This is a genomic window from Pedobacter sp. AW31-3R (assembly GCF_052180285.1).
Lineage (GTDB): Bacteria > Bacteroidota > Bacteroidia > Sphingobacteriales > Sphingobacteriaceae > Pedobacter.
This window is the reverse complement of the sequence record NZ_CP197475.1, coordinates 111,320-130,491: the sequence shown is the minus strand read 5'-3', so window position 1 is coordinate 130,491 and position 19,172 is coordinate 111,320. Positions and strand designations below refer to the sequence as shown.

Here is a 19,172-nt window from a genome sequence, read left to right as displayed (position 1 = left end):
CCGTTATCCACAGAGATTTCAACATTAAATACGGCTTGAAAATATTCAAAAATCAAACATAACACAATAAATATCAACAAAATACAATTTCAAACAGAGAAAAGCACAAGCCAAGACCTAACACGTTTTCCACACTCACCCCTTCCTTTTGTGAATGTGTACAAAAAGGAAGGGCTATTTATACCTTTTTAACCCTGGATGAGACTTTTCATCTAAGGGAACGATTGCTATTGCAGCACCGCCACCTTTCGCAAGATTAACCTTTAACCGCAGCTTCTGGTCTACAATGAAACGTTCAATCTGATAACTTTCAGGATTGCTTTTCCAGTCTGCATTTTTACCATCCCGGTAGATCGTAGCCATGTACCGTTTCCCCTTGTCCAAAAAGCTTAGCGGAATGGTTGCGGTACGTGCCTCTTCATCAGTAATGGCTCCTATGAACCAATGATCGGTACCTTTTTCTTTTCTGGCTGTAGTGATATAATCACCAGGCTCAGCCGCGATAATTTGGGTATCATCCCAGTCTACCGCCACATCTTTAATGAATTGAAAAGCATCCGGATAAGCTTCATAGTTTTCGGGAAGGTCTGAAACCATTTGCAAAGGGCTATAAAGAACTACATATAAGGCCAGTTGTTTAGCCAGTGTGGTGTGTACTTGTCTTTCCGGATCTGCATGTGCATAGCCTTTAAGTTTAAAAATCCCAGGTGTATAATCCATGGGGCCGCCAACAAACCTGGTAAAGGGCATTATGGTTTCATGTTCAGGCTGGTTACCCTTACTAAACGCATTGTATTCATTCCCTCTTCCCGCCTCGGAAGCCATCCAGTTTGGATAGGTACGGTGCAGACCTGTAGGCCTGTTGGATTCATGGGAGTCTACCATTACCTTATAGTCGGCCGCTTTCTGCGCAATACGGGTGTAGTGGTTAATCATCCACTGGCTATCATGATGTTCCCCCCGCGGAATAATCAAACCAACATAACCAGTTTTCACCGCCGGATAATGAAACTTATTCATCAACCGGAATGCCGTGTCCGCCAAACGCTCATAAGTCGTAGCTGAACCTGCAGTTTCATTGTGCATTATCATCTTTACCCCTTTCGAGGCCGCATAATCATTTACCTCCTGAAGATTGAAATCAGGATAAGGGGTAACAAAATCGAAAGGATTCTCTTTCCAGTTACCAAACCAATCTTCCCATCCGGTATTCCATCCCTCTACCAGCACCCCGTCTAATCCATTCTTTGAGGCAAAGTCGATGTACTTTTTTACGTTAGCCGTATTGGCACCATGCTTCCCATTGTTATTCAAATGACCGCTGGCATCCACATCATCTGCACTGTTCGCATATCTCCACAAGGTCTTGTCAATCTGCATTTCCCACCATACCCCAACAAATTTCATCGGTTTAATCCATTGGGTATCTTTAATCAGAGAAGGCTCATTCAGGTTGAGGATCAGTTTCGAAGATAAAATATCAGCAGCCTTATCACTTACCATAATTGTACGCCATGGTGTTGTAAAGGGAGCCTGAAGATAGGCTTTGTGTCCCAATGCATTCGGGACAAGTCTTGCAGAGAGTTTAAAGTTGTCCTTATCCACATGCAGCTGCATGGCCGGAAAATTAAGAAGTGCCGCCTCATGTATATTCAGATACAATCCATCAGCGCTTTTAAGCATTAAAGGTGTCGCAGCACCCGTACTGTCTTCTACAAATTTCAGCCCGATATCACTGCCGCCACCCTGCACATTCCGGGTATGTATGTCACTTAATTTAGAAGTGGTGTATTCATACTCATTGGTATCATAGTCGGCGGGAATCCACCAAGCCTTGTGATTGGCCGGCATATTGAACTCTGTCAATTCATTCGCAATGATGAAGTAATCGAAATTCTGCTGTTTTGGAAATTCATACCTGAAGCCCAGGCCATCCTCAAAAACCCTGAATACGATATTCATCAGCCGGTTCGGCTTCTCTTTTTGTCTGAGCTGAACAGTAAGTTGCTGATAATGGTTCCGGATGACCTTAACCTCTCCCCAAACCGGATTCCAGTTTTCATCCACAGTCGCCTGACTGGTCTGTAGAATTTCAAAATGTTGATCAAATGAAGCATTATTGACTAAATCGAAGCCCATTAATGAGGGCTTAATGGCTATCCTGTTATGGAAAGATACCGAATACTGTGGCTGTCCCTCCCCGTTTAAGCTAAATTCAAGTTCAACCTTATTCATTCTGGCCTTAATGACACCATCATTGTTTGCGCTTGTCGTTTGAAAGAGAAAAAAGAAAAGTAAGAAGCTATACGCGTATTTCATCAGAATATATTTGTCTTTAAAATTTTTTTATGCCATTTGACCAACGGATATCCATCCGTCCGTGTTTAAAGGGATTTTTTAGCAAAGAACGCACAATAATTTTCAAAAACAATGATAAACATCAATACAGGAGAGGGATTGTCATACAGATGGAAACATCCGGTTAATCTTCTGGTTATAGTTATGGAATCCTGCTTATAGGATCATCCTATATAAAACGTAAACTTATGAAAAATCCAGCCTCCCTCTGCATCGCACTAACAGCAATAACCATCATGAGCTGCACCCAGAATAACCAGAACAAGACAGCCCTTGAACTCGTAAAACCTGATCCTGCATCAGCTTCCACCTGCTATAAGGCAATAGACGGGAAAGATACGGTCACCCTGAGCCTGAACAGAGCGGACAATAAGGTCACCGGAAAGCTCCTGTTCAATTATTTTCAGAAAGACAAACACCGTGGCGAAATTACTGGTGAATTTAAAGGAGATACCCTTTTGGTAGACTACCTCTCCACCATAGGAGATCAAAAAACCATATACAGAAACCCATTGGCCTTCCTTAAAAAAGACGGGAAACTAGTGATGGGAGTAGGTAAAATTGAAACCGCCTGGGGCAGAAATTACTTCAAAAAGAATGAACCGATAGATTACAATAAGGGAAGGTTTGTTTTTGAGGAAGTGGGCTGCAATAAATAACAATGCCCCGCATAATTACAGGCAATACTTACAGGAGAACCAGAAAAGGATCCAATGACAAGAATTCAAGACTATAGGAAATCTTTGGCATTCGGGAGGGCTTAACTTAGGTTACACTTAAAACGACCCCGTATCTCATGAGAAATGCCTTACTCAGCCTTGTGATCCTTTTCCTAAGTTCCTGCAGCTCTTCGCTGGAAAAAGACATTGCACCACAACTCTATCCTGCCCCTGAAGGGGCGGCCACACAGCCTGGAGACCAGACCATCACCTTCAGCGGGTATACCTGGACGGTAAAAAATTCCGGAACCGGCACAATGGGGCCGGGACCCAATTACTGGGATGCCAAAAATGTATGGGTTGATGAAAAGGGAATTCTTCACCTGAAGCTGAGCAAAGACCCAGTCAGCCGTCAATGGAGATGTGCAGAGGTGAAAAGTACGGTAACATTTGGTTATGGCACCTATGAATGGAAGGTAGATGGTCCCATAGATACATTCGACAAACAGGTGGTGTTCGGCCTCTTTAACTACTCTGGTACAGATGGCATCGATGAAATGGATATTGAATTTGCACGCTGGGGCGTACAGGAAAACCCGAACCTGAATTATACCATTTATCCAGCAGAGATCAATCTTCCGACATTTCATGACAACAGGTTATTTAACCTGTCTGAAGGCAGTTATTCCACACACAGGTTCAGCAGGACAAGCACAAGCGTAAGTTATAAAAGCCTGTACGGGTTTCAGGACGGCGATACCAATCTCTTTGCCACAGCCACATGCAGCGCTCCGGCCTACAAAGTAAGCACGCTCAGAATGCCGGTATACATGAATCTGTGGTTGTTCCGAGGCCAGGAACCGGCCGATGGTTCGACTGTAGAAATTTTAATACATTCATTTAAATTCACGCCAATTCTGTAATTAAAGCTATTTTAGAGATGATGAAGTTACCCAATCAAAAAGGAATGGTCATCTGGATGCTGGGGCTATCCGGAGCCGGAAAAAGTACGATAGCAAATCTCCTGAAAGAACAGCTGGAGGACAATGATATTTTCTCCATCAGACTGGATGGAGATGAAATGAGACAAGGATTGAACAAGAACCTTGGCTTTAGTATGGAGGACCGGGCAGAAAATATCCGCCGGGCAGCTGAAGCTGCCAAAATACTGGCATCTAACGGGATTATTGTGATTTGCTCTTTTATTACGCCCCTGCATATTCACCGGGAGATTGCTAAAGAGATACTGCAGGATTTCTATTTCGAAGTCTTTGTCGACTGTCCCCTGGAAGTATGTGAGCAGAGGGATGTGAAAGGCCTTTATAAATTGGCAAATGAGCATACCCTGAAGAATTTCACAGGGATCAGTTCTCTTTTTGAAGAGCCGGCACATTCCCACCTTAACCTGCTGACGGCAACACATACTCCCCGGCAATGTTGTGATCATTTGTATACCGCGCTTAAAACACAGCAGCCCTCCATCCTGTCCCAGGACTTCATCCTGTCGGCTGATGAAATTTGTAAAACCTAAGGTTATCCCTTGCGAACAGGGAATTCCTTAAGGAATTTTACAAAAGAAGCCTGGGTTTAAAAGAGAAGGTTTATTATACCGGAATTTTTCCAGGGAAGCCGTTTGCATGGTAGCTCCGCTGCTGACAGCAATGGCATGTCCTGCAGCAGTATCCCATTCCATGGTGGGTCCTTTGCGGTAATAAATATGTGCTTTACCCTCAGCGATAAGACAAAATTTCAATGAACTGCCAATAGCCAGCTTATCGATTACCGGAAACTGTTTCAAGACTTTCTCTTCTTCAGCGGAAGCATGTGAACGGCTGCCGATAGCCACCCATTCCTTTGCACCATTATCGGCATGAATAGCTTCCGGAGCCTCCCCCGGAACCATTTTCCAGCTTCCATCAGTTGGGTTTCCATAATAGACCACATTCAGGACCGGACTGTAAATAACTCCCAAAACCGGCTCATTGTTCTCCATTAAAGCAATGTTTACTGTAAACTCGCCATTTCTGCTGATAAATTCTTTGGTGCCGTCCAATGGATCAACACACCAATATTCCTTCCATTCTTTTCTCGTGCCATAATCTATTTCAGCCCCTTCTTCGGATAAAATAGGGATTTGGGGATAATGTGAAGTCAGGCCTTCCTCAATAATCTGATGCGAAACACGGTCGGCCAGCGTTAAAGGTGAGTTATCTTTCTTGGAAACCACGTTCCATTCTTCTTCAGTATTGTTATACACCTCCAGAATAGCGGCACCCGCCTTTATGGCAATGTCGGTAATAAGCTTAATGTCTATGTTATTCATTGAAAATCAATTAACCTTTATTCAGTTTTTCAGGTATTCCCAGGCAGACAAGAAGGAGTTCATGCTCCGCATCAGGCACCATCGCCCAGTATCCAGAATTTAAGCCGGTATCCCGGCTTTTATATCTTTGATAATCTGCAGTTGTGCAGCCCTGTTTTCCAGGTCGCTTTTACGTGCGGTTAGCAAGGACTCTTTCTTCAGGAATTCATTTTCAGCAATATACTGATCCAGGTGTACATCATCAAGTAAAGTCTGTTCTTTAGTTTCTGCATACAGTTCGTAATTCAGGGCTGTCAGCACCTCTCCGGCGACCAGTTCGAAAATTTCCAGGTCGTTTTCTTTAAATTCCTTTAAGAACTTTCCGGTATTGTTACGGATAATAGGTTTTTCCAGATTGCTCCACATTTCCCCTGCAGCGGCGGTAAGCCTGGAGGTTTTAGAGTCATAGAACTTCAGCATGTCTTCATGGTAAGGGATATCCAGAAACTGACAAAGTTTGTTGACTTCATTTTCCGGGGCAGTGATGAGCGTTTCATAGTTCAGTGAATAAAACCTGTCCTCCGGCAGACTCGCCCTTAAACGGAGGCAGGCTTCCTGATCGTATTTCCACTGCTTTGCAAGATGATAAATATGTTTTTCCCCAACGATTGCTTTTTTGAATGAACAGGCCACATCCCTGCCATCCCGGTACAGGTAAACATATTTAAGGCGAAGGCCAAATTCTTCCATATCATCAGCATGGTGGACATTCGCCATACTTTTACAGCACCAGTATTTTGCTTTCTTGCTCAGGGCAGCCTGCTCGTATATCAACCTGTTAATTTCCAGCAGATGGTACCTTTCAGACTGGTTAAAAATTTCCTCTTCATTAAGCAGTACACCCTCCCATGGTACCGGGTTGGCATTGACATAATTGACCACATCCTTAACCAGTCTCCGGTAAGATACACGGTCTAAAGTCCCGTAATATTTCAGTAAGGGAATAAAAGTAACCAGAATATGGGGAGGATGTGGTGATGCAATTTGATCCGACTGATCCATCATTACCCTTAAAAGATTTGATCCTGATCGTTGTGTGCCTATAATTTGTATTCCGCTGATTGCCATATCCTGGGATTAAAAGTTTATAAATAAAGAATTAAAATGTACCGCAACTCCGGTGAGCAGCGAGATCGCAATCAGGTATACAGGAGTAATTTTAAACCTGAAGCTGAGCACAAATGCCGCCACAAACAAGATCACGGTCACAGGACTAACCTGTACTGAAAAAAAGAGTTTCACTGCAGAGGCCAGGATCATGCCCACAACTACCGGCTTAATTCCGGCAAGCACATTTTTCATCACTGCCGAGTTGAAATTTTCAGCAAAGATCCTGGAAACGATGATCATTAAGATAGCCGAGGGAAGGAAAATTGCCAGCGTTGCCAGCGATGCCCCGGCAAAACCTGCCAGCTTATACCCTGTAAAAAAAGCACTGACCAATATTGGGCCCGGCGTAAGCTGACTGAAAGCAATGCTGTCGATAAACTCCGTGGTGGTTAACCATTTCAACTCCGTCACAAAAAGCGACTGCATAATCGGAATCATTACATATCCGCCACCGAAAAGGGATAAACTAACACCAGAAAAAACAGATGCTATTTTCAGAAAGATATTATCCAGATGACGGTACGCTCCGGAGACAAAAAAAATATACAAAGCCAGTAAGGAAGATAGACCGGACCTGGCACTCAGACTCAAGCGCTGCCAGATCAGGATCTTGCCCGACTGTCCGGGCAAATTGGCAACATTCAAATAAACACCCGTCACTCCTCCAACCAGGAAGAGCAATACAATGATAAGGTATCCTTTGACAAGATAAAGAAGAACCAAAGAGATCAGGCACAACAGCATCTTGGTGTAATTGCCGGATACTTCCTTCACAAAGAGATTCAGGCCAGTACTTAAAATGATGGCACTGACAGCGGCTACAGCATACATCATTATACCCGATAGATCTTTAATATTGATATAATGGAAGTAACACCAGGAAAGAATATACATCAGGATACAGGCGGGCAGCAGGATACCTGCCATGCTGATGAACAGGCCCGATTTTTTGTGCAGATGATAACCGATATAGGCGACTACATTTACAGCCAGCGGACCAGGCAGCAAACTGGCGATACTTACCGCATCGAGTAAACTTTCCTGGCTGAGACTGTTGTCTTTTTCGACCATCTCCTTTTGAATCACGGAGATCAGGGCCATGTGTCCGCCAAAGGAAACACATCCGATTTTAAGAAAGGTGAAGAAAAGATATTTCAACCCTATTTCTGTTTGTTTTAGACCAATTGCCTGACTCATACTTCATCATTTTTTATTACACCAAAAATTCAGGGCACTGGCCGTCCGGGATGACTACTGTAACCGGGCGCTATATTTTTTTCTATTGCAATGAAGGTTCCGGCAACTGAAAACCTTTAATCTCTTCCAGCCGGTAAGGGTCACCACCTACCTCCATGTTCCAGAGGACCTTCCCTTTTAAATCAGTAATTAAAAAGGATCTGGGGTCGGTAAGGCAAAACATCAGGGTATTTGTATCCATCAGGCTAACATTACCCTTGGCAGGCGTAAAATAGTCCTTTCCCAGCGGTACGATAAATTTGGCTGAAGCCGTTTTATGCTGCTCATCCAATACAAAAGAAATCCCCCTGGTCAGGTGTTTTTTCATGCCATTATCCAGGAAAAGCAGGCTTCCGTCATTTAGCCAGTGTGCCGCATGCTGCCCGCTGAACAACTCATTATCTTTAAGGGGGAAATCACCACCCTCACCAAATTTCCAGATCACTTTCCCTGAGGGATAGCTTATTTTCCATACCTGATTCAGGTCCCTGTAAGAGATCAGGAAGTTGCCCTCTTTATCCCTGAAGACAGAATTGGCATGTACCCAGTCCTTTTTATGTTTTAAGATGAGTGTGTCCTTTAAAGGATCGAGGTGATCCAGCACCGACCATTCCCATTGTTTTTTACCTGCCTGGTTAAACATGACAATCCCATCTCCATGCACCGTATCTCTTTTTATGCCCCCAACCGTACTCAGGTCAAATCCTTTCTTATCGAAGGTCAGTGCATAGATATTTTTGTCCTTATCATACCGTACTTCATGGTGTACGCGCTTATCCATATCGCCTTTTCCGACCTTAAAATTTCTAAGGACTTTCCCGCTGAGGTCTACCTCAATAATTTCATCACCTCCGGAGGATACAATTTTCTCTGCGCCAATAATAGCCAGCACCGTGTGATGGGGAGTCCAGTGAGTTACCTTTACCCCCTTTTTAAAGGGTTGATACCATACAATGTTTCCCCGATCGTCTATGATGACCATAGAACCGGGTTCAGTCAGTATTTGAGTTAAAAAATATTTCCCCTTCATTTTACCTGCAAAATCAGGATCTACATAAGCAAGGTCAAAATAGGGTGTTGCCTGATAAATGGATTCCGTCTGAAAACCATGTTCTTTGCTTTTTGCTACTTCCGTACCTTTCATCGCCACCACTTCAAATCTGTAGTCTGTGTTGGCGACAGTATTGGTGATAAACAGCGTATTTACCTTTGCCTCGGCAGACAGGGCCGTATACAGCGTATCTTTGCCATTTACAGTCCAGTACCTGAGATAAGCTTTGCTTTTCCTGTTGGTTGTTACGCTGACTTTAAACCGCAGCCGGTTTTCCGGAATATGGAAAAATTTGATATCCTTTACTGTTAATGGCCAAAGCAGCCTTTGCACTGCAGGCATCTCCCCCAAGATACCTGCCAGTAACAAGACTGCTGTAAACCAAAACAAAATTATCTTTCCTTTTTTACTCATTATTTCACTCTTCCCGCATTTATGCTGCTGTTCCATGAAGTATTGGTCTGAATCTCATTGATCGGATAGGGATATACTTCATAGTTTACCTGATCCGACCAGGTATTCTGATCGCGCAGCAGCGGCTTCACTTTTTCTTTGAATTTCAACAATGGATTAGCGCCATTCGAGGCACTTTTCCCCCATCTGATCAGGTCTTCCCTTCGTCGCCCTTCCATGAAAAACTCTTTATTTCTTTCATCAAAGATGACATCCCTGAGTGTTTCCTTGGTATAGTTACCCATGGTAAGTTCCGGCATAGCACTTCTGGTTCTTACTGCATTGATCAAATCCATACTCTGCTGATTGGGTCCCTGTAATTCATTCAATGCTTCCGCCCGCATCATCAGGACATCTGCATATCTCAAGATAGTGATATTATTGAATCCTGCGTAATTATAGTTGTTTACATGCGGATATTTAAGATTGTACACATATTTCGCCAATACCACATCAGGAAGCTCACCTCCAAGTCCCCCGTATTCTACAGGCACATTCATGGTTTGTCCGTACAGGGTTTTGTAGGAACCTGTCAGCAGGTTTCTTCTGTCATCCTGACTATCAAAGATGGCATAGAAATTTAAATGCAGGGGGAAGTTACCATAACCCCGGTTGAGATCCCATGGCGTAGAATTGATCCCAAAACTATTGGAGTTAATTCCATAAGACCCCGCTTCATTGGAAGATTTCAAAACAAATATAAACTCATTGTCTGATCTGTTATTCGTATTAAACATAGAGGCAAGGCCTCCCTCTGCTTTGGTACGCAGGTCGTAGGTTTTACCCATCACCTCAGCGGCCTTATCCGCTGCTTTCTGCCATTCTCCTCTTCTCATATACAACCTGGCGAGCAATGCTTTTGCGGCACCACTGGTCGCTCTGGCAACTTCGCTACTGGCATAAGAAGCGGGCAGGTTCATCTCTGCGAACTGTAAATCTGCGATGATAGCCGCCTCAACCTCAGCCTGGCTGGTTAAAGCAGGATTTTTATCTGCTTCAGTAAACTCAGCAGCAGGTTTTAACAAAAGCGGAACAGCGCCCCATAAGGTAGTGGCATCATAATAGGCCAATGCACGAAGAAATTTTACCTCCCCAAGATGTTGTTGTTTAACCGCTTCAGTCGATCCTTTCGCAGCATAGGCTATGTTGGTAATCAATGCTTCCGCTTCATTGGCACGTGCAATCAGTTTATAGATACTCACCCACACCTGATTGATAACAGAGTTTGACGCATCATAGGTTAACTGATCCAGCTGTATTCCCTGTCTGGAGGTAATGGTAGTCGTCACCACATCTACAGGGTATTCAAACAGCCAGTATAAGTAACCGGCATAGTACCCGTAGCCGCCGTTATCCTTTAGTGCCGCGTAAACGCCCACAACGGCCTGATCTCCGTTTTCCGGATTGGTCAGTTTATTGATATCATATACTGAAAACGTTTCTTCCTGCAATCCGCTTGTACAGGATAAAACCACGCTTATGGTCATGAAGAATACGATTATTTTATAGATCTGTTTCATTTCTTTATGGTTTTATCTTTTAGAATTTAACTCTTGCGCCTAATAAAATTATTCTGTTCACCGGGTAGGCATTAAAATCAACTCCTCTACCGGCATTCTGATTGATTTGCTGGTTATCCAATAAATTGCCTACTTCAGGATCCAGTCCTGTATAATTGGTAATGGTAAACAGGTTCTGTGCATTCACATATACATTAAGTCCCGTGATGCCAATCGCCTTCAGTTTGTTCACAGAAAAATTATAGCCCAGGGTGACGTTTTTCACCCTGAAATAATCAGAGCTCTCGATGAATCTGGAGTTTACCCATCCACCGTGTGGTGTACCGTAGAAACTGAACGCAGGGATGGTACCCGATGTGTTCTCAGGGGACCACACATCTGTGAGCACGGCGCTTAAGGTATTACTTTGTGAGACCGGGTTCATTAAATCTTCCTTCTGCAGGTTCAGCAATTTACCCCCGAACTGACCCTGGGTAACAATATCCAGGTTAAAGCCTTTATAGCTAAAGCTGTTGGTAAAGCCAAAGAAGACTTTAGGAATTGCATTTCCCAGGATTACCCTGTCATCAGCATTCACAATACCGTTGCCATCAGTGTCCCTATATTTGGGATCTCCGGGTTGTGAATTCGGCTGTGTAGTGGTCAATACCGGATCATTCTGCTGAACAATGCCTTCATAAGTATAACCAAAGAAGGTACCGATAGGTTCCCCTATTTTTAGAAGGAAAGGGGTTTCAAAACTGGCAGCCCCATCAGGTTTAATATTCCCTACATATATGGGTGCAGAATTTGCCCCCAGTGAAAGGACTTTGTTCTTATTTTTTGAAACGGTGACCGTACTGTTCCATTTAAAGCTGGCACTGTTGATATTTGTGGTTTGTATGGAGAATTCATAACCTATGTTTTCCACTTTTCCTGAGTTACCAAAAGCAGTAAGGAAACCTTGTGATGGAGCAATAGGAGCATCTAACAGCAGGTCATTCGTTTGCTTGTTGTAATAATCGGCCTGTAAAATTACACGGTCTTTAAAGAACCCCAGGTCAAGACCTACATCCAGGGCCGCTGTTTCTTCCCATTTAAGGTCAGCATTAGGAACCCTGAGCACAGCAATACCGCTTACACTGGTTACCCCGTCGAAAGTATACCTTGTCGTATTGTTACTGCCAAAAGTAGCCTGGGATATTCCTGAAGGAATCCTGTCATTACCGGTTATACCATAACTCACCCTGGCCTTACCCGAAGAAAAAACACCCAGGTTCTTCACAAAATCTTCCTCATTGAATTTCCATGCTACGGCTCCCGAAGGAAAATAACCAAGCTTGTTATTGGCTCCAAATACGGATGATCCATCAACGCGGTACGTTCCGGTGAAAATGTACTTATTTTTGTAATCATAATCTATCCTTCCAAACCAGCTCTCCCTCTTCACCCTTGTCTTACCGGAATAGGCTGAAAATTGCTGGGCCACCCCCAGGTTATCAATCCCCAATTCATTACTGGCAAAATTTGTACCGGTACTCCCATTCTCACTGTAGGTATAATTCTGTTTATTGTATCCGCCCAGAACCTGAAAATTATGCGCTCCGGTATGAAAGGTATAATTCACCGTCGGGTTAACGATCAGCTCAATTTCATTGATGTCCGTGATGGTACCCAATCCATTGGAAGCTATCCCTGCGGGAACGGTAGAGGGTACAAAATACAGAATTTTCGACATGTTGATATCACTACCCCCATCTGCTTTAAAAATCAGGTTTTTAATCGGCTCATAGCTTACAGAGAAGTAAGCATTGGTTCTGAATACTGTATTCTTCCGGTCAGTAACCGCTAAAAAGTTCAATGGGTTTTGCGCATCGAGAGTTATACTTTCCGTATCGAATGTAGAGGCGGGATTGGCCTTTAACACTTGTTTTACAAATCCATTGATACTTGATGGAGCCAGGGGAAGATCGTTCTGAATACCGTAATTTCCAAATACCCGTCCTGTCATTTTAATTTTATCCGTGATCTTATGATCTACGTTTACCCTTGCTCCAAATCTTTTGTATCTTGATTCTATCACCACACCCTCCTGATCCAGAAAGTCGAAGCTGGAATAAACAGAGGTATTGCTATTGCCACCCGTAATACTTACCACATGGTTTTGTATCGCTGCAGTTCTGTACAACTGGTCCTGCCAGTCGGTACCCAATAATCCGGCTTTCAGGGAATCCAGTCTCGATTCCTTATAAGGAGCAATTCCACCTTCTCCAACAATCAGCTTATTTAGGCGTAAGGCATGGTCATATGGGCCGGCAAGGTCTATTCTCCCTACCACATTGCTAAATCCCCTGTAACTGTCCAGACTGATGGTGCTCTTCTGGTTTTTACCATTTTTGGTGGTAATCAACACGACTCCATTTGCTCCCCTTGCCCCATAAATAGCGGTAGAGGAGGCATCTTTAAGAATGGAAATGGAGGCAATGTCTTCAGGGTTTACCGATAATCCCACTCCGTTGTTTGTCGGAAAACCATCGATTACATACAAGGGCTCACTATCAGCATTGATAGAGTTGGTCCCCCTGATTCTTACAGACAATCCGGCTCCCGGCGTCCCATTTCCCTGTGACACCTGAACACCCGAAACACGTCCCTGAATCTGGTTGGCCACAGAGATTGACGATTTGTTCAGGTCTTCTGCAACAAGTGTGACCGCAGATCCGGCAAATGTACTTTTGCTCTTGGTGCCGTAACCAATCACCATTACTTCATTCAGGGCCTTGACGTCGGTAACCATACTGATGTTATAGGAACTTCTTCCGTCAATTTTTACTTCCTGAGAAAGATAACCGATCATTTTAAAAACAAGGGTGGCTCCGTCGGCCACATTCAGTTTAAATGCACCGTTGACATCGGTGCTGGTGCCATTTGTGGTTCCTTTTTCTGTGACTAAAACACCTGGCATGGTTTGCTTGTCGTCGTTAGAGACAACAACTCCCCTGACTTCTGTTGCGGCCATCGTATGGGATGCGGCAAAAGAACTTGTCAGGAGGAACAGGCCGGCGAGCAACGTGAAACATCGTTTAACATGGCCGTGGTACAAGGCTTTAAGGTATACATTCATCATAGTTTTGGGTTTTGTTGGTTGTTTGGTTGCTATTATCTTACATCGTTAGTTTCATTAAAAGGAGTAATCTTCACCCAGTCTATGTACATATAGTCGGTATGGAAGTCCGCTTTTTTTATCCAGCCCGGGAACCAGATTCCCATCCAGAATGCTGAAGCATGGATAGGGATAAGCTCCTTGGCCCCATGCATCAGTTTATTGTCGTAGTACCACTCTATCCTGGGCTTTTCGTTATCAGTTCCCGTATGCCATTCGAAGCGGTAGAGGTGGTAATTCCCATCGGCAGGGTTCCCGAAAAATTTGTCTGCCGTTTGGTGTTCCGCCTCACTTATCCCCCTCCAGTTCGATAGGAGTCCCCATTTTAAATCTGAATCTTCCCGCGACAGCGGCGACTGGTTATGTCCCGGAAATTCAAAGTCAATCTCATGGTTGTAATGGTCATTTTCATAGTAATAAGTCCAGAAGGCTGAAAGTGCCCCAGGTCTCGGACAAATTTTGGCACACACTTCAAAACTACCGGAGGCAAAGCCTTTTTTCGTATAGACAACACCGCCTACCTTAGTATCCTGTCCATGGCCTTTCACCTTCCCCCTGTACTGATCACCATGTGCCCTGATCACCAGGTTTCCTTTCTCCAAGTAGACATTTTCCGGAACAACTCCACCATGCGTCCCCTGCGCTTTATCTTCTCCCCATTTCATATTGGCAACGGTCCACGCTGCCGTGTCCAGGGCAGGCCCGTTAAAATCATCGAAAAAAACCTGTGCCTGTACTTCCGTTACAGAAAGTTGTACAACAGCAAGCAGGAAGCATACACGGATCAGTTTGGTCATAAATGAGAGAAGTTGATACTGTAAATCTAGCAGCTATGCGCCTGGGATATTTTCCAATAGTCCTGTTTTCAGGCTAAATAATCCCGCTGCATCTTTAAAAACCCATATTTACCCTTCAAAAACGCAAATTATCCCTATATTCAACCTTAGTTAATCCATTTTTATGAGTAAAAAGTTTACCTGTACCCTTTTTTCGCTTATCCTGCTCATAAATTTATACACCTATTCCCAAATTACAAACCTAAAGTTTGAATCTATAGGTACAAAAGACGGATTATCACAAAGTAATGTCCATTCTATCTTTCAGGATAAAACCGGTTTTATATGGTTCGGCACCAAAGACGGGCTGAACAGGTACGATGGTTATAACTTTACGGTCTACAAGAAAAGTTTTAAAAACAGGAACAGTATCCGGTCAAATGATATTCAAACCATTATTGAAGATCAGAAGGGAATACTATGGATGGGCACCGGGGAAGGCACCATTGAACAGTTAAACACCCACAAGGAACAGTTCAGCAGTGATACTTTCAAATCGATAAAAGGAGTACAATGCATTTACCAGGACAAGGCTGGAAATATATGGATTGGGACCAAGGCCGACGGACTGTTCAGCTACAGCAGGGAAGGGAAACAAACAGCCCATTATACACATGACCCGGCCCGGAAAAATTCCCTGAGCAGCAATGACATTACCTGCATTTCAGAAGACCGTGAAGGAAAAATATGGGTGGGAACTTCCGCTACCGGCCTCCTTATCTTCGACAGAAAGACAAAAACATTCAGCAGGCACCATAGCAATCCCCTTGTTAAAAATTCCTTAACAGATGACCATATCAGATTTGTGTTTGAAGACAGTAAAGCCAATATCTGGGTAGGGACTTATGGCGCCGGCTTAAACCTTTACAGAAAAGACACGAAGGATTTTCTGGCGATCAACCCCCATCATGAATTGCCAAATCCAAATCTTACCCTGAACTATCTCTTGTGTATGGAAGAAGATGCTGCCGGTAATTTATGGGTAGGAACAGAAAATGGCGGACTTTATATCTTTCACTCTCCGGATAACCCTGCTTTTTCCCATCTGGGAATAGTGAACTATCTGCACTCCGAACAGGATAACCATAGCATTAGCAGCAATACAATCAATGCGATCAGGAGGGATAGGTCTGGCAATATGTGGCTCGGTACGTCCAATGCAGGGGTTTGTATGGTAAATCCTGTTGCAGGACGGTTTGCCCACTACCGGCATGAAGCAGGTTCAAATAGTCTCAGCAACAATATTGTGAATTTCTTTTTTGAAGATGCTGCCCAGCAGATATGGATTGGGACGGATGGTGGCGGACTGAACAAATTCAATGAAAAAGACGGTACTTTTAGCGTCTTCAAACATGAGCCCGGCCAGCCCCGGAGTATTTGCGGGAATTATGTGCTGACCATTGCTGAAGACCGGGATAAAAATATATGGACCGGAACCTGGGGAAGCGGGATCAGCATGTTTAACAGTAAAAATCAGTATAAACATTTCAAACACGACCCCAATATCCCAGGGAGCCTGAGCAGCAATTATGCCTTTTATATTTTCAGGGACAGTAAAGAGCGGATATGGGTAGGTACGTATGGTGGCGGATTAGACCTCTACCAGGAGAAAACACAGACCTTCAAACATTTTCAGCACCAGGAAAAGGATAATTCCAGTATCAGCAGCAACTATATCTTAACGATTGCTGAAGATAAAAAGGGGAATTTATGGATCGGTACCGATGGTGGAGGTTTAAACAGGTTCAATGAAAAAGAACAGAATTTTGTATCAGGAATTTACAGTAATGCCGGACTGAGCAATGACAGGATCGGGTCGATCTATGAAGATGCAGAAGGATATTTATGGCTGGCGACAAATTTTGGACTGAACAGGTTCAATCCTGTCACCAATAAAAACACAACCTATTTCAGGGATAATGGGCTGGCGAATGATGTGATCACATCGGTTACAGGAGATGAAAAAGGCAATATATGGATAGGCACCAATAAAGGGATCAGCCGTTTACAGGCCCGTACCCATACCATTAAAAATTATACCGTAGCCGACGGACTGCAGGACAATGAATTTAAATACGGACGGCTGGTTAGCCGTTCCGGTTATATTTATTTTGGAGGCAAAAATGGCTTTAACCGCTTTAAACCCGAGGAACTGAAGGATGTCACCCTACCCTCCCCGGTCGTGTTTACCAGTTTTCAGATTTTCAATAAAAATGTGGCCGTCGCAGATGCCGGCAATGAAGATTCCCCGCTGAAGACGACCATCTCCCAGAGTAAAAAAATTACCATTCCCTACTTCCAGTCCGTATTTTCATTTGAATTTGCTACGCTGAACTATGCGGCTAAAGAAAAGAAGAAATACCAGTATTTCCTGGAAGGTTTTGACGACAAGTGGCATGACCTGGGCAATAAAAACAGTGTCACTTTCACGAATCTCGATGCCGGAGATTATACCCTTAAGGTGAAAGGCACGAACAGTGATGGCCAATGGTCGGATACCATCTCTGAGATTCAGCTGGTCATTACCCCTCCATTCTGGAAAACCTGGTGGTTTATTTCCATTGAGATTCTATTTGCTGCCGGACTGGTCATTTCTCTCTTCTATCTGCGTGTTGCTGCGATCAAGAGAAGAAATATTCAACTGGAGAAGGAGGTTGCATTAAGAACACATGAACTATCGGAGACCAACTCTTTTCTGCTGGAAAGCAATGAAAAGATACAGGTGCAGAACTTTTACTTAGAAGAGTCCAACAAAGAAATCAACCGGAAAACGGAAAAAATCCTTAATCAGCAGAAACACATTGTGGTACAGAAACAGAATCTGGAAACTACCGTGAATGAGCTACAGGGCAGCAATAAAACCAAGGATAAACTCTTTTCTATTCTTGCCCACGACCTTAAAAATCCTGTTACGGCCTTACACGGAATTTCTGAACACCTGTATAAGAAACTGCCGCAGCTTACCGAAAAGGAAGTGCAATCGCATACCAAAGACATCAGCAATGCGTCAACTGCGATCCACGAACTGGTGATTAACCTGCTGGACTGGGCGAGGACACAGTCACAAAACCTGGCCTATGAACCTGTTGATATGAATATCCATGAACTGGTCATGAGAAATGTTTTCCTTGCAGAAACTCAGCTCACCCAGAAAAATATCAGCTGCCACCTGGATATAGACATCCACCATACCATCAGGGCCGATAAACACATGATGGATGCCGTTGCCCGTAACCTGATCAATAACAGCATCAAGTTTACGCACCGGAACGGGAATATCACGGTAACGTCGGTTAAGCAATCGGGCAAGGTGGACATCTGTTTTGCCGATAATGGTATAGGAATGACAGCCGCGCAAATCCAGGAGATCCTCTTCCAGGAAAACAAGTCCATTTCTTATGGAACCTTCGGAGAAACCGGCACCAGACTTGGACTGCAGCTGATCAAGGAGTTTATAGAAATCAATGAAGGCCGGCTTCATATAGAAAGTGAACCCCATAAAGGTTCAGCATTTACCATTTCTTTGCCAGACGGCGGGGGAGCACAAGAGACAACTCAACTGCAGCAGGCAGTAGAAATAGGGAAATTCGGTATGGAGCAGATTAATTTTCAGCAGGAACAGGCGGGCCTGCTCACCGGCAAACGGATCCTTATTGTGGATGACAATGACGAAATCAGAAATTTCCTTAAATTATTGCTATCAGGAACATTCGAACTGTTTGAAGCAGCCAATGGTAAGGAGGGCTTAAAAATCGCTACAGAGGCGCAGCCGGATTTGATTATCACCGATATGATGATGCCTGTAATGAATGGGCTGGAATTCTGTAATACCATCAAAAGCGATTACAATACCAGCCATATCCCTGTGGTCTTACTGACCAGCAACACCGGAGAAGTGGGGCAGCTGGCCTCTTATGAAGCCGGCTCCGATGCCTTCCTCACCAAACCCATCAACCAGAAGATCCTTTTCCATGTCCTGCTCAACCTGATTAAAAATCAGGAGAATGCTAAAAAGAGATTTTCAGGAGCAGAGGAATTGCTGCCTGAAGGAATCAGTTACAATAAAATGGATGAAGAGTTCATCGATAAAGTGAGCAGTTATATTGAACAACATATCAATGATGCTGATCTCGACTACAAAAAGCTCTGTGAAATCACGGCAATGAGCCGGACAGTACTTTATGCCAAATTTAAGGCCTTAACAGGTATGGGAGTTCATGATTTCATTAAAAATATAAGGCTGAAGAAGTCGCTGAAATTATTGCAGGAAGGAAAGCTTAACATTAGCCAGATTGCCTATGAGGTAGGTTTTGCTACACCTTCTTATTTTTCCAAAAGTTTTGTGAAGCGTTATGAAATTGGTCCGAAGGAATATGTGGCCAAGCTGAGGGCAAAGAGCGTCCAGCAAAAATTTAACGACAGTACGCCCCTTCAGGAATAGGTTT

The 19,172-nt window shown here is 43.8% G+C and carries 12 protein-coding genes; 4 read left to right on the top strand and 8 right to left on the bottom strand.

All coding sequences use genetic code 11. The annotated features are described in order from the left end of the window. Positions 1-174 precede the first annotated feature (174 nt). Positions 175-2,319: a glycoside hydrolase family 97 protein gene (locus ACSBL2_RS00540; RefSeq protein WP_442589724.1), complete on the bottom strand. Its 2,145-nt coding sequence runs from the start codon at positions 2,317-2,319 to the stop codon at positions 175-177. A 227-nt stretch (positions 2,320-2,546) separates the two neighbouring features. Here ACSBL2_RS00540 and ACSBL2_RS00535 point away from each other — a divergent pair, with 227 nt between their 5' ends. The 3 genes from ACSBL2_RS00535 to cysC all read left to right on the top strand — a co-directional run bounded on the left by ACSBL2_RS00535 (position 2,547) and on the right by cysC (position 4,548). Further along, positions 2,547-3,017, top strand: a complete 471-nt coding sequence (locus ACSBL2_RS00535; RefSeq protein ID WP_442589723.1) for a hypothetical protein — start codon at positions 2,547-2,549, stop codon at positions 3,015-3,017. Between the two features lie 137 nt (positions 3,018-3,154). Next, on the top strand, positions 3,155-3,940 hold the full coding sequence (locus ACSBL2_RS00530) for a glycoside hydrolase family 16 protein (protein WP_442589722.1): 786 nt from the start codon (positions 3,155-3,157) through the stop codon (positions 3,938-3,940). A 17-nt stretch (positions 3,941-3,957) separates the two neighbouring features. Then, positions 3,958-4,548: an adenylyl-sulfate kinase gene (gene cysC, locus ACSBL2_RS00525; protein WP_442589721.1), complete on the top strand. Its 591-nt coding sequence runs from the start codon at positions 3,958-3,960 to the stop codon at positions 4,546-4,548. Positions 4,549-4,575: 27 nt separating this feature from the next. Here the strand turns inward: cysC and cysQ are convergent, their stop codons facing one another. The 7 genes from cysQ to ACSBL2_RS00490 form a co-directional block, all read right to left on the bottom strand. Beyond that, positions 4,576-5,340, bottom strand: coding sequence for a 3'(2'),5'-bisphosphate nucleotidase CysQ (gene cysQ, locus ACSBL2_RS00520; RefSeq protein ID WP_442589720.1), 765 nt, complete (start codon positions 5,338-5,340; stop codon positions 4,576-4,578). 99 nt (positions 5,341-5,439) lie between these two features. Then, positions 5,440-6,447, bottom strand: a complete 1,008-nt coding sequence (locus ACSBL2_RS00515) for a sulfotransferase family protein (RefSeq protein WP_442589719.1) — start codon at positions 6,445-6,447, stop codon at positions 5,440-5,442. Between the two features lie 9 nt (positions 6,448-6,456). Beyond that, positions 6,457-7,686, bottom strand: coding sequence for a chromate efflux transporter (gene chrA, locus ACSBL2_RS00510; protein WP_442589718.1), 1,230 nt, complete (start codon positions 7,684-7,686; stop codon positions 6,457-6,459). A gap of 82 nt (positions 7,687-7,768) precedes the next feature. Then, a complete protein-coding gene (locus tag ACSBL2_RS00505) occupies positions 7,769-9,190 on the bottom strand; it encodes an aryl-sulfate sulfotransferase (protein WP_442589717.1) in 1,422 nt (473 codons plus the stop codon). Next, on the bottom strand, positions 9,190-10,749 hold the full coding sequence (locus ACSBL2_RS00500; protein WP_442589716.1) for a RagB/SusD family nutrient uptake outer membrane protein: 1,560 nt from the start codon (positions 10,747-10,749) through the stop codon (positions 9,190-9,192). Before ACSBL2_RS00500 ends, ACSBL2_RS00505 begins: the two co-directional genes overlap by 1 nt. Before the next feature lie 19 nt (positions 10,750-10,768). Further along, a complete protein-coding gene (locus ACSBL2_RS00495) occupies positions 10,769-13,855 on the bottom strand; it encodes a SusC/RagA family TonB-linked outer membrane protein (protein ID WP_442589715.1) in 3,087 nt (1,028 codons plus the stop codon). Between the two features lie 32 nt (positions 13,856-13,887). Beyond that, positions 13,888-14,688 carry a glycoside hydrolase family 16 protein gene (locus ACSBL2_RS00490; protein WP_442589714.1) on the bottom strand — a complete coding sequence of 267 codons (801 nt, stop codon included), beginning with the start codon at positions 14,686-14,688 and terminating at the stop codon, positions 13,888-13,890. 163 nt (positions 14,689-14,851) lie between these two features. Between ACSBL2_RS00490 and ACSBL2_RS00485 the strand changes: the two genes are divergently transcribed. Further along, positions 14,852-19,168: a hybrid sensor histidine kinase/response regulator transcription factor gene (locus tag ACSBL2_RS00485; RefSeq protein WP_442589713.1), complete on the top strand. Its 4,317-nt coding sequence runs from the start codon at positions 14,852-14,854 to the stop codon at positions 19,166-19,168. The last annotated feature ends 4 nt before the right edge of the window (positions 19,169-19,172 follow it).

What these genes read in the sequence shown, in the direction of transcription:
- ACSBL2_RS00540 (WP_442589724.1), bottom strand. Translation starts at nt 2,319, where the DNA reads ATGAAATACGCGTATAGCTTCTTACTTTTCTTTTTTCTCTTTCAAACG.
- ACSBL2_RS00535 (WP_442589723.1), top strand. Translation starts at nt 2,547, where the DNA reads ATGAAAAATCCAGCCTCCCTCTGCATCGCACTAACAGCAATAACCATC.
- ACSBL2_RS00530 (WP_442589722.1), top strand. Translation starts at nt 3,155, where the DNA reads ATGAGAAATGCCTTACTCAGCCTTGTGATCCTTTTCCTAAGTTCCTGC.
- cysC (WP_442589721.1), top strand. Translation starts at nt 3,958, where the DNA reads ATGATGAAGTTACCCAATCAAAAAGGAATGGTCATCTGGATGCTGGGG.
- cysQ (WP_442589720.1), bottom strand. Translation starts at nt 5,340, where the DNA reads ATGAATAACATAGACATTAAGCTTATTACCGACATTGCCATAAAGGCG.
- ACSBL2_RS00515 (WP_442589719.1), bottom strand. Translation starts at nt 6,447, where the DNA reads ATGGCAATCAGCGGAATACAAATTATAGGCACACAACGATCAGGATCA.
- chrA (WP_442589718.1), bottom strand. Translation starts at nt 7,686, where the DNA reads ATGAGTCAGGCAATTGGTCTAAAACAAACAGAAATAGGGTTGAAATAT.
- ACSBL2_RS00505 (WP_442589717.1), bottom strand. Translation starts at nt 9,190, where the DNA reads ATGAGTAAAAAAGGAAAGATAATTTTGTTTTGGTTTACAGCAGTCTTG.
- ACSBL2_RS00500 (WP_442589716.1), bottom strand. Translation starts at nt 10,749, where the DNA reads ATGAAACAGATCTATAAAATAATCGTATTCTTCATGACCATAAGCGTG.
- ACSBL2_RS00495 (WP_442589715.1), bottom strand. Translation starts at nt 13,855, where the DNA reads ATGATGAATGTATACCTTAAAGCCTTGTACCACGGCCATGTTAAACGA.
- ACSBL2_RS00490 (WP_442589714.1), bottom strand. Translation starts at nt 14,688, where the DNA reads ATGACCAAACTGATCCGTGTATGCTTCCTGCTTGCTGTTGTACAACTT.
- ACSBL2_RS00485 (WP_442589713.1), top strand. Translation starts at nt 14,852, where the DNA reads ATGAGTAAAAAGTTTACCTGTACCCTTTTTTCGCTTATCCTGCTCATA.